This is a genomic window from Cyanobium sp. BA20m-14 (assembly GCF_024346295.1).
This window is the reverse complement of record NZ_JAGQCR010000095.1, coordinates 1-10890: the sequence shown is the minus strand read 5'-3', so window position 1 is coordinate 10890 and position 10890 is coordinate 1. Positions and strand designations below refer to the sequence as shown.

At 62.4% G+C, this 10890-nt stretch carries 13 protein-coding genes; all 13 read right to left on the bottom strand.

Annotation, left to right across the window (positions count from 1 at the left end; all coding sequences use genetic code 11):
• Nucleotides 1-516 (bottom strand): hypothetical protein (locus KBZ07_RS10180; protein WP_254931503.1); only part of this gene is annotated, 516 nt, incomplete at its 3' end.
• 25 nt (nt 517-541) lie between these two features.
• Nucleotides 542-697, bottom strand: a complete 156-nt coding sequence (locus tag KBZ07_RS10175; RefSeq protein ID WP_254931502.1) for a hypothetical protein — start codon at nt 695-697, stop codon at nt 542-544.
• 182 nt (nt 698-879) lie between these two features.
• Nucleotides 880-1986: a helix-turn-helix domain-containing protein gene (locus KBZ07_RS10170; protein WP_254931501.1), complete on the bottom strand. Its 1107-nt coding sequence runs from the start codon at nt 1984-1986 to the stop codon at nt 880-882.
• A 24-nt stretch (nt 1987-2010) separates the two neighbouring features.
• Nucleotides 2011-2328, bottom strand: a complete 318-nt coding sequence (locus KBZ07_RS10165) for a hypothetical protein (protein ID WP_254931500.1) — start codon at nt 2326-2328, stop codon at nt 2011-2013.
• Nucleotides 2315-2983, bottom strand: a complete 669-nt coding sequence (locus KBZ07_RS10160) for a DUF1441 family protein (RefSeq protein WP_254931499.1) — start codon at nt 2981-2983, stop codon at nt 2315-2317. The genes KBZ07_RS10165 and KBZ07_RS10160 overlap by 14 nt, the downstream gene beginning before the upstream one ends.
• A gap of 274 nt (nt 2984-3257) precedes the next feature.
• On the bottom strand, nt 3258-4232 hold the full coding sequence (locus KBZ07_RS10155; protein ID WP_254931498.1) for a SprT-like domain-containing protein: 975 nt from the start codon (nt 4230-4232) through the stop codon (nt 3258-3260).
• A gap of 62 nt (nt 4233-4294) precedes the next feature.
• Nucleotides 4295-6952 carry a virulence-associated E family protein gene (locus KBZ07_RS10150; RefSeq protein ID WP_254931497.1) on the bottom strand — a complete coding sequence of 886 codons (2658 nt, stop codon included), beginning with the start codon at nt 6950-6952 and terminating at the stop codon, nt 4295-4297.
• Nucleotides 6953-7108: 156 nt separating this feature from the next.
• A complete protein-coding gene (locus KBZ07_RS10145) occupies nt 7109-7243 on the bottom strand; it encodes a hypothetical protein (protein WP_254931496.1) in 135 nt (44 codons plus the stop codon).
• 182 nt (nt 7244-7425) lie between these two features.
• A complete protein-coding gene (locus KBZ07_RS10140) occupies nt 7426-7677 on the bottom strand; it encodes a hypothetical protein (protein ID WP_254931495.1) in 252 nt (83 codons plus the stop codon).
• Nucleotides 7678-7817: 140 nt separating this feature from the next.
• Nucleotides 7818-8264, bottom strand: coding sequence for a hypothetical protein (locus KBZ07_RS10135; RefSeq protein WP_254931494.1), 447 nt, complete (start codon nt 8262-8264; stop codon nt 7818-7820).
• 293 nt (nt 8265-8557) lie between these two features.
• A complete protein-coding gene (locus tag KBZ07_RS10130) occupies nt 8558-8722 on the bottom strand; it encodes a hypothetical protein (protein WP_254931493.1) in 165 nt (54 codons plus the stop codon).
• A gap of 155 nt (nt 8723-8877) precedes the next feature.
• A complete protein-coding gene (locus KBZ07_RS10125) occupies nt 8878-10626 on the bottom strand; it encodes a Mu-like prophage major head subunit gpT family protein (RefSeq protein ID WP_254931492.1) in 1749 nt (582 codons plus the stop codon).
• Nucleotides 10623-10890: hypothetical protein (locus KBZ07_RS10120; protein ID WP_254931491.1), on the bottom strand; the 268-nt coding region annotated here is incomplete at its 5' end. The genes KBZ07_RS10125 and KBZ07_RS10120, both read right to left, overlap by 4 nt.

The following is a 10890-nucleotide window of genomic DNA, read 5'->3' as shown; positions in this document are numbered from 1 at the left end:
GCAATCCGGTGATTCACCGGCACCAGCTGGTGCCAGCTCCACCAGGCCATGGCCCAGGCGGGTTATGCGCAGCGGGCCGATTACCTGGGTTCTGACTGCCGCATCAGGGTGAGCGCAGGCGGCAAGCACTGCAGCAACCAGGCGGCCGGCCATCAGCGCCAGATCGGCTAGGCCGATGTCAGTGAGACAGCCAGCATCACCAGGGGCAATGAAGGCGAGTTTCCCCGCTTCGGCGTCGATCAGCAGGCTTGAAGCCCCGATGCCCTCAGCCAAAATCCCTTCGGGCATCGCCAGCACCGAGGGCCCATTGTTGTGGCGCGGGTGCTCCAGTTGGCACTCACGGCCAATCCAGAGTGCACCGGATGGTGTTGTGCCTGGCTGGGTGATTGCCAAGCGCAGACCCAGCGACACATTGCCGCCGCCTAGCTCCCGTAGGTGCTCGCGCAGCGAGGGGGCGATAAAGGCGCTTACCTGCGCCAACCCCTGTTGATTGCCCTTTGTGGGCGGGTTTGCCATTGCCTTAAAGGCGACTGCAAACAATCTATGGAGCGGTTTTAGATTTATTTATTGGCGCCACACCAGCACGGCGGGCCTGTGGGGATTCGGGTTCGCTCCACGGCCAAGGTGCGCCTGGGGTGTCATCGTCGCGGCGCTCGTCGATGTAGCGCAGCGGGTGCAGGGGTGTGGGGTATTTCATGCTGAGAGCTTAAGGGTGTGCTCCAGCAGGGTTAGGACTTGGGCGCTGGATGGTGTTCTTGCTGGTGCCGGTCTCGGCGGCGACTTGGTCAACAACTCGGCCCTTTGAGCTGTCCCCATTTTGGGGACGCCTGTTGTGCTGATTCGTGCCCTTCTCTCCCTTCCGTCTCTCGTACAGCTGGCCTAGGCACCAGCGGCCGGTATATCACCAGAGCGCCATAACCCCACCGCTTCGGGGTTAATCCACTGCGAGCGCCGGCCGATGCGAAACACCATCTCAGGCGGGATTTCGCCATATCTCACCAGCTCGCGGGCCTTGCTGCCGCTACAACCTGCAGCCCTGGCGAACTCATTACAGGTCATCCAACCATCAGGCCGTTGATCACCAACGCGGGCGCGGGGTGTGCGCTCGCTGCTGGCCTGTTTCTTGGCCGCCAGCTGATCCATCACCAGCTCGATCTGGTTTGGCTCGAAGGCGAAACTTCGGCCGCTTTGCAACCATGCCTGGCCTTCGGCGCCGAGTCGCCCATCTAGCCGCCACCTGCTGACGGTTACCTGCGAGATGCCAAGCAGCTCGGCTACATCGGCGGCCAGCAACCACTCGGCGGGCACTTCGGCCGCAGGGGTTGGCGGTGCGGGTGGTTCTGGTGCTGGTTCTGGAGTAGCGCAATCACGCCAGGCTGCGGGCAGCTCGTCGGGGTCTTCGCTTGGTGCTGGTGCCGGCTCCGGCTTGGTTGGGTGATCAGCCATCACCGGGTCGGGTGATTTCGCCAGCTCGATCGGGTGATCTTCAGGCTCCCATTCAGGCGGCTCCGGTAGCTCGATCGGGTGATCAGTCTCCACCGCCTGGGTGATCGGCTCCGGCTCAGCCTGGTGATCAGTTTTCACCCGCTTGGGCCGGCCGACTGGCTTGCGCTCTGCGACTACCCGCTGCAGCAGTGGCGCCGGCAGCTCCACCAGGGCGGCGGCAGGGTCGGCCTGGGCCTGCGCGTAGATCGAGTCCAGGCGCTCGGCAATCTCGGCGCATTGATCGCCCGGTGCCGTGGACATCAGCACCGGCACTCCCAGCAGCGCCGACGCCCTGCAGGATGCGGCGATTGTTTCCGGTGACAGCGCCGGCCAGATCAACCCCACCATCGCCAGCCCCAGCTCGGCGGTCTGCTGCAGGGTTACCGGCTTGCCCACCAGCTGCTCAGCTTCGGTGGCTAGGTCATCCAGGCGCTGGCGCCAGCCCTGCTCATTCAGCGCCAGCGGTGGCCATGGCACCTCGATCACCTTGGGCTCGGGCACAGCGCGCTCATCACTGCTCGCAACCTATTGATCGGCCGCAATCGCATCGGCGTGAAGATCGCGAATCGCGGCCAGCTCGGCCTTGCTCAGCCTGGGAATCTGCATGGCGATCTGCTGCACCAGGCCATCAGCGAATCGCGCTCTCAGCCGGCGCTCGATCTCAGCCTTAGCGGATTCGACATCCTGGGCCAGACAGAACTCCACGCCAGACGTTACGTCGTAACCTCTGGATGTCACGCCTTCGGGATTCAGGCCGGCGATGGTGGCGGCCCACATCGCATCCAGCAGCTCCGCAGCGCCCATTAGGCGGCCGCAATTCTTGGTGCTGTCAGCTGTTTTCATCAACTTCTAACGCGGTGGCCAGTGCTGTTAGAGAGTATCGAATCTCTCGATCTAACAACTGAAACGCGGTTTGGGTGTCAGCAACTCCCACGAGCTGCGGCGCCACGCGGCTGGGGATACCTAACAGCATGTCGCGGGTTTGCCTGACGGCGGTAAATGCTGCGGCCATTACTTCAGCTTTTGCCACCAGTTCGCCACGCTGCTGTAGTGCCTCCAGCCGGGCCAGTTCGGCCTGATAGTGCGCTCTCCTTTCTCGGCTGGTTGCAAGATTCGGGATCGAATCTTCAGGCAGTCCAGCCACCAAGGCAGCCAGACCCTGGGCGACGTTGGCAGGGTCAGCAGGTGCCGGAGCTGGAGCGGGCGCTGGGGGCTTGCAGCTTCTGCCGTCTTTTCCCTTGCGAGCTGCAACTTCAATGCGCTCATCCCCAACTGTACCAATTGGTACAGTTGGGGTCTTGCTCTGCTGCTGCAAAACGCTGTCCAGCCACGCCTTCAAGGTCGGCAATCCATCTGGCGCCAGCTCCAGCCGCGCAGCGCCACCAGGGTGGGCCGGCGGCCTGACGTAGCGGGCCAACTCAGAATCCTTCAGCCGGTACAACGTGCTCCGGGACTTCATGCCCAGCACCTTGGCCGCTTCGCTGAAACTGACAATCACGGCATCGGATCAACTGTCCTAAGACTGGGGACAGCAGGACACCAGCACCGGCCAGGGACGCGGGTAAGGGCTTCGTATTGACTGAAACAGGGAAGTGTCCTAGGTTTTTTAACTTAAGTGGAGCAATTCTGTGAGGCATCGTGGACCCTTACTAGATAAGTAGGGCGGAGAACCTAACGCCCACCCCCCCCCAGCCCTTTAGGCCAGCTATACATAGCAGCGGCGCGGTTGTTGACATTTAGTGTCATGGCTCAGTCTGCGCAGGGGTGCTGGGTCAGCTGCAGAGCTTCTTCAGCCAGACATAGGCGATCTGAACCATCTTGAAAGCCTCAGTCGAACCACCTGCATCAGGGTGCGTCTGTCGTGCTCGGATGCGATAGATCGACTTCAGCAGCTCCAGGTCGGGCGCGCCTTGCCATTGCTGCCAGAGACCGGCGTGGCCATTGGCGGCCAGGCCGTGGCTCATCACTGCGGTGGCTTCTGCGGCGGTTGCTGGTGGGTGATCTATGCCTGTGTGAACTCGTACTTCACGGCCGAGCTCATCAGTCCAAACAGGAAGACCGGGCGAGTTAGTTGGCTCAGGCTCATTGCCACCTGCACCAGGACCGCCAGAGCGTGGGCCGTGGTCATTGGTGCCGATCATGCGCACCATGGCGCCGGGGCTGCTGCAGCTGCCACACAGGAGCTCAGCCGCTGGCCTTCCCCATGCGTTCTGCTGACAGCTGGGGCAGGTGAACTTGACGCGATCCGTGCCACGGCTGCGAGCAGTTGTCCCATGGCGCTCCTGCCACGGAAGCGCCTGAAGTTGCTCACGTTCGGCGCTGAAGACTTGAGCAAACAGGCCAGCTGGATCAATGCGGTGTGTGGCCTTCTTCCAGGTTGCTCCCACCTGCAGGGGTGGCAGACCGCAACGCTGCATTGCCTGGCGCCAGGCTGGGCCGTGAGCGCCGGTTGATTTGCAGCCAGACCGCTCGTAGATCAGCTGATGGCATTGCTCATGCACCAGCGTGGACAGGAGCTCGATCAACGGCCGATCAACGGCGGTAACTGAATCAAGAGCAATGGAGCTGATCAAGGCGCCATCAGCAGCTCTGAAGCGATCAGGGCTGAAGTATCCGTAGCAGCCTGGCTTGTGCTGCAGCGTCAGATAGACGGGGCTGAGCTCGCCGCCAAACAGGTGAGCATTAAACAGATCGGCAGCTTCCTGCAGGCGGGAGTGCTGATCGGGCGCGGGCGCGGGTGCGGCCATAGCTGAGTCCATCGTACGACTGACACCAGTCTATGGGGCGCTGTCAGCCGTACGACAGACAGTCACGCTGCCTTCTGCTCCAGCACCTGCCGCACCTGCTTGCCGGTGACGACCACGCCTAGGTCAGTTTGCAGATTCAGAGCCAGGGTGCTGTAGGCCATCTCCGGGTCTGCATCGCGCAAAATCCGCGCTTTTTGGTGCCATTCGGGCTCTGTGCACCCCGCTGTGCACACCGCTGTGCACACCGGCGATTCGCTGAGATCCGCACCAGCACTGGGGTTTGGGGGTCTGTGCACACCGTGCACCCCAAAAACGCCAAAAGTGTCTGGAGTTGGCGCTGGCGCTGCTGCTGCTGCTGCTGCTGGCTCCTGTTCCCCTTCTTTTTTTGAAAGTGTTTGTGAGTTGGTATGCACGGTGTGCACAGGGTCGGCAGAACCGTTGCTGTCACTGGAGTTTCCCCGTGCACCCCGGGGTGTGCACACGGGGTGCACGGTGTGCACAGGCTCAGCAGGCCATAAGCCAGCGGAAGGGTTGGTCCGATTCGGCAGGCGGCGCCGGCCGTAGGTCCAGCCGAGCTGCTCAGCAATGGCCGTAACGCGTTTGGCTGCGGCGTTGCTGTGCCGTTCCTGGGGCACTGCCAAATGATTGAGCACCGTTGGCACCTTTACCGGCAGTTCGTCCAGCGCCTGCTGCTGCTCCAGGTAGGCGCCGACTTCATCGGCCCATGGGTCGATCTCTTGGAAGTTGGTGTTTCGCTTGGCGATGTTCGCTCGCATCCGCTCGGAGATAGCGATCCAGTCGGCGCCGGCCTTGTACTGCTCCACCGCCCGGCTCCACAATGCCGAGCGGTTTTTCCGTACCCAATCGAGCGGTAGTTGCTTATCCGGGATCGGGATGCAGACATAACGCGTAGAGCCGGTGTGATCACGGAGCGGTGCACCGTTGCTGGTTCCCCAGAAAACGAACCGCCTGTGATGCTTCTCTGGTGCTTTGTCGTATGGCTTGCGATAGGTGTCTGTCTTCTCTGTCAGGAACGCCTTGAGTGACTCCTGGTCGTTCTTGCGGGTGACACCATCCAGCTCTGCTAACTCAACGCCCCAGGCGGTGTGCGCCTTCATCGTGTCGTCTTTGTTCAGAACGCCGATACCTTCAACCCAGTGCTCAGAGCCGAACAGGATGCGCCCCATCTCTGACTTGCCGCGTTCCTGCTTGCCGATCAGCACGGGTGATTGCCTGACGTAGCAGCCGGGTTTAAATACCCGCGCTACAGCTGAGATCAGGTAACGGGGCAGGAACCAGGCTGCTATCGGGTCGTCGATGCCAAGCAGGTGCTTGTCCAGGCGCCGCCACTGCTCCAGCGGCAAGGGTGCTGTGATGTTGCTGTTCAGGTAGTCGGCAACCGGATCAAAAGGCGCCTGGTTGGCCAGCAGGGCCACGGCGTCGGCGGTGGTGTCCTTGGGCCACTTCTCAGCAGGGCTGCTGAGCTGCAGGTACAGGCGGCCGATGTCATTGCCGCTAAGGGTCATGGGCCCATCGCGGTGTTGTGCGACGACATCACCGGATCGAACATTCAGCCGCAACTTGCCAACCCGCTTGGGTAGCAGCTCCACAACCTGATGGGTTTCGAGCTTCCTGGGCCTGCTGTAGTCGCCGCCAGTGAACGGTGGCTCGATCTCCGGCTGATCCTGCCTGGGCTGCTCCTGGTGCTGTTGTGCCTGCTGCTGCTTGGCCTGCTGCCGTGGCTTGTCCAGCACGAAGAGAGATCGCTCGCCAAAACTGTCGTGCTCTTCGCTGCGGACGTATCCCCAGGTCCGGCCATCGTTTCCGGTGATCTTTTCGCCAGCCTTGCTGCAGTCGGGTGCTGTTTTGGTTTGGCCGTGGCAGCACCAGACCGAGTTGCCATCGGCGTGAGTCGAGCAGGCGCCGGAGTGATCGCGGCCGCAGATCGGGCAGGGATGGGCGGTGCTGCTGTTGCTCCACTGTCCAGAACTGCTGCTGTAGGCGTTGGCCTTGCGTGAGCTGGTGGCGGTAACTGCGCGGCGCGTTGGTGGCTTTAGTGGGCGCTCGCCGCAGAAGACCCCAGTCAGCAGGGCGAACCACTCAGGCGGCATCGGCTGAGCATCAGCAGGCGCTCGGCCTGCCCAGGCGTATTGATCATCGTTTTCCGTGTAGCCCGACTCCTTGGTGTAGTGGTTGCCCAGCACCACGATCTGGTGGCCAGGCGCGGAGAACACCGCCAGTTCTTGGCCGCCTGGCTTGACGGTCTTGGCGCCGGCCACCAGTGCGGCCTTCTGCTCCGGCGTGACGGTGAAGACCAACTTCAGGCGCTCGCTATTGCCGGTGCGGATGATGCGCCAGGTGTCGGCGGTGTATGGGTCGCAGCCGTGGTTCTGGCAGAACGCGGCCGCCTTGGCTCCGTCGATGTCTATGCCGACGTGACCGGGCGCAGCGCCGACGTGCCAGCAGATTGTCTCTGGCTCCTGCTGGTGCAGTCGGCCAAGGCTCCAGCCGGCCTGCTGCTCCCATTCATTGCCCACGGTTGGCCGCTTGTCAGCTGCGCCTGGCAGCAGTGGGCCGATGCCATCTAGCAGCGGCAGGGAGTCATTCAGCCAGCGGTCGCGGTCGAATGGCGCCAGCTCTGGCGCAACCGGCGGGGATTTCTTAGACTGATGCTGAGCTGCAGAAAAACTGGCGGAAGGGTTCCGCTTTGCTATCGTCATGGTGATGGTTCCGGTAGAACCGCCACGTTCAAAAGGCCCTTGCTCTTTCCAGGAGTGAGGGCCTTTGTGGTGCATGGGCACCACGCCGACTCTCAGGGGGCCATCTGTTCGTGACGGCTGGGTTAAGGGTGCCGCAACTGGAGCGGCAGGTCCAGCTCAGGCGGTGGTCTGGAGCTGCGTAAGGCCGATGTTGAGTAGGTGCCGCGCCGCGTCGCTGATGGTCAGCTCACGGGCTTCTGCCAGCTGATGCACTTGCCGCAGTACGGCAGGCTCCAGGCGAACGCCCAGCACGGTGGTTGGTGGTTGGTGGGGCATTGATTAGGTGCGGCCGTTAACAATGTATGGGGGGCTTTTCAAATCAAAAGGTATGGGTGCTAGTGCTGCGACCGAAAATCAAAGCCCCAAAATGGGGCATTGATCACGGCTGGTGGCGCTAGCCAAAACGCCTTTTCTGGCTAGCGCCGGCTTCCCGCTCAGGTTTCCACCGCCAGCGCCACCGCCAGCGCCACCGCTTCGGCTAGCAGCTGCTGCAGCTGGAGCGCCAGCTCGATTGCCGCGGGTGTTGCGTCAGGTGCGGCGCCGATCTGGGCCAGCATCACCTGGGCATCGTCGCGGGCATCGCGGGTCAACTCCACTAAGGCCAGAGCTGGTTCAGATGCGGGTGTGGGCGGTTCCCCTACCTGCAGGGGCCAGATGGTGGGCAGTTTTTTATGCAGAATCTGCATGGGTTCCGGTACGTCGGGATTCAGAACCGGTTAGGGGGTGCAACCCCTGCCGGTCCACCATTGGAGCGTAACCGTCTGAGACCGTCTAGGACAGTCCCAGATGGTTATCTCGGATCGTCTGAGACCGTCTGGGGGCAAGCTCAGACTGGTTCAGACCGTCTGAGCTGCCAGCAGTTGCGGCCGTGTTTGATCGCCACAACGCCAGCACGGTGAACTCGTTCACCACCAGGGCGCGCCTGGATCAGCCAGGCGATTTCGGCAGTGCTCAGCGGTAGCCCCGTATTTAGTGCGCGCTCTCCGGCTTCCAGGCGGGCCAGCAGGGTGCCATGGTCCTGCAGTTGTGGCTCTGGGGCTGGACTGTCTGAGACCGTCTCAGCCGGGCTGCTGGTGGCCACCAGGGCGCCGGCCAGTTGTCTCTCCAGCTCCGCCATGGTCACGCCGTTCTGCAGCATCTGCGCCAGGGCATCGAGCTTTGATCTCTGCTCTGCGTTGATGGCCGCCACGGGTGCCCGGCTGCTTGGCACCTTCATGGTTTCGGTCTTGATGCCTGCCAGCTTCACCAGCTTGAAGGCGGTGGATCGGGGCACGGATTGGCCTTCGTACCAGCTGGAGAGCGCCATGCGGTCGATCTCCGTAATGGTTCCCTGCGTTTTGTATGAGCCCATCTGAGACCGTCTGAGCCAGTCCTGAAATAATGCCGGCCCCCTACTGGATCGCAACCGCAGCGGCATCGGGGTGGGTGTCGAGCTGATCCAGCTAGGGGGCGTTCCCGCGAAAAAGCCCTTTCTCGCGGGAGCGCCCGCTCCAGGGCTGTAACACTTCGCAGCGGTGGGCCCGCGTACCTGTGGCCATAGCAGTGGCTCTGGACTGGGGCGTGGGGTTACTCCGTGTCGCTGGCTTCGTCGTCTTCGTCGATGTAATCGGCTATCAAATCGGCTAGGTGTTCGCCCATATCCCCGTAAATCTGCAGGATCGCGAGATCTTCGGGGTGTGTCTCCAGGGCAAGCACCAGCAGCCGCAGGGCGGCGCAAGTGTCGGGGTGCATGGCTTTGGCCTAGGGCGCGTTCTGCTGCGCTCGCCTGGGCCTGCTGTGATCATATCGCGGCTGGGCCCATATCGCCACCCACCCACAAGGAAGCCGGCTATTTCTAGCCGGCAACCCTGGAAGACCCGATCCGATCTCAGCCTATGGAAGACCTATCAGGCGGCGGTGGGGATCCTGATAATCGACCTGTGCTCCTGCACGATGGCGCCGAAAGCATGTTCAGACTTCGCCCTGTACGCGGAAGTTTCAAACTGGATTTCGGTAGTTAGCACCGGGCCATCAGTTAGGCGGCCAAGCTCCAGCGGTTTGCGGGAATTACCAATGATGTAGGCATAGGTTCCGCTCAATCGGGGCTCCACTGCGATCTCAAGTGACTGCCAAGGATTCACATTGGAAGCCTGGGCAGCGTTGATCGCGGTGGACAGCAGCTGCCGGGCGGTGGTTTCCATCGCAGAGCCCACAAGCAGAGCTGCAGGTTCTTGTGCGACGTACCGGCCGCCGATGGCTTTCATTTCCCTCAATTTCTGAACGGCGGTCCCGATGGATTGGATCGCCAGCGGGCCGGCGCTGACTGCGTTGGCGTGGTTGGCATGGAACAGGGCCAGGCCATCAGGTGCGTTGCGGCCGTTGGCGGCGCCTTCCAGCAGATCCACCAGGGCGACAGATTCAGCGTCAAGCATCGCGGCGGCCAGCTCGGACAGGGCAGCATCCAGGCCGGCCAGATCGTCATTCGCCATGGCTTCCGGTGTGAAGCTCAGGCCGATTCCGAACCGCTTGGGCTGGTACTTAGCGCCTGATTCATTCACGGAGCCAAACGTAATCTCGCCGCCTTCATTTATGACCTTGGCGGAACCTACGGCGCCGACGTCAATCACTCCAGCTTCCCGGTAATCCACCAGCCGGCGCACACTGGCAGCCACCCGCACACCAGATTCTGCAACCTGGAACCGCTCCATCAGCCTGCGATTCCCGGATTCGGTTAGCAGGGCTGGCAGGTCGCTTGTACTAAGGCTCCGGGCCAACCAGCGGCCTTCGCCAGTCAGTGCAGACCGCCAGACTTCGGTGGCGCTGTTGCCATGGCCGACACCAGCAGAGCGCAGGGTGAGCCATAGCGGCTGCTCCAGGCGCTCGCCGCGGATGGCGCGGGTCAGTGTGGCTTCAATTCCTTGGGGCTCGCCGTTGCCGGTGAAGACCCGCGCAGGATGGCCAGCAGCGCCGGCACGGCCTTCGATTACTTCGGCGTGGCGCTGGATTACCTGCATCAGGCCAGCGGCTACAGGTTGGCCGGCGGTTTCGCGGATGATCCGATCGGTTTCATCGGCGCTGAGCTTGGCCAGGCCAGCAGAGCGGATGATCTGCAGCTGACGGTTGGCTTCGGAGCGGGTCAGCTCCTGGTCATCGGCGGATTCGGTGATGGGCTCGGTGGCCTGAATGATGTTGTCCATGGGGGAGATAGAAGAAAGTGAACGGGTAAGGGTGGCGGGATCTTTGCCGGCGGGCACCAGGCTCACTTCGACCAGTCGCCATCGGCGAACTATTTCGAGTGAGCCTTTCATCTCGGAGTCATCGTTTACGAAACTCGCTCCGACGCTCACGGCGCAACCTGCTTTGGCCAGCTGCCAACCGGCATCGGCGGCCGGCGCGTCGCTGAAAAACGCTCTTGCGAGAATCTTTCCAGACTCGAAGCGCAGCGGGCCTAAGCGGCCAGCCATCGCGTCAACGTGGTTTTCATGGCTCATCAACACCGGCACGGCCGCATCTGATGTAGTCACTGCTGCACGAGTGCAGGTGAGCTGAATCCCATTCAGCGGGGATTCGGTGGCGATCAGCAGTTCAACCGATCTGGTGGCTTCATCAACAGTTGCCGGGGTTGCTGTTGCCGCGCGGGTGATCGTTGCGGTCATGGCTGCACCTCCATCGGCTCGGCCAAGGTGGCGTTTAGATCGGCCACCGCTGCCTGGTGGGCTTCCACCCGGCGGGCCAGCAGTCCAGCCAGCTCGGCGGCCAACTGGAGCGCCTGACGGATCGGCAGACAAACAGCGCAATCCGGTGATTCACCGGCACCAGCTGGTGCCAGCTCCACCAGGCCATGGCCCAGGCGGGTTATGCGCAGCGGGCCGATTACCTGGGTTCTGACTGCCGCATCAGGGTGAGCGCAGGCGGCAAGC

Excerpts from the sequence above, each read along its gene's own strand:
- KBZ07_RS10175 (WP_254931502.1), bottom strand. The coding sequence starts at position 697 with ATGAAATACCCCACACCCCTGCACCCGCTGCGCTACATCGACGAGCGC.
- KBZ07_RS10165 (WP_254931500.1), bottom strand. The coding sequence starts at position 2,328 with ATGAAAACAGCTGACAGCACCAAGAATTGCGGCCGCCTAATGGGCGCT.
- KBZ07_RS10155 (WP_254931498.1), bottom strand. The coding sequence starts at position 4,232 with ATGGCCGCACCCGCGCCCGCGCCCGATCAGCACTCCCGCCTGCAGGAA.
- KBZ07_RS10150 (WP_254931497.1), bottom strand. The coding sequence starts at position 6,952 with ATGACGATAGCAAAGCGGAACCCTTCCGCCAGTTTTTCTGCAGCTCAG.
- KBZ07_RS10140 (WP_254931495.1), bottom strand. The coding sequence starts at position 7,677 with ATGCAGATTCTGCATAAAAAACTGCCCACCATCTGGCCCCTGCAGGTA.
- KBZ07_RS10130 (WP_254931493.1), bottom strand. The coding sequence starts at position 8,722 with ATGCACCCCGACACTTGCGCCGCCCTGCGGCTGCTGGTGCTTGCCCTG.
- KBZ07_RS10125 (WP_254931492.1), bottom strand. The coding sequence starts at position 10,626 with ATGACCGCAACGATCACCCGCGCGGCAACAGCAACCCCGGCAACTGTT.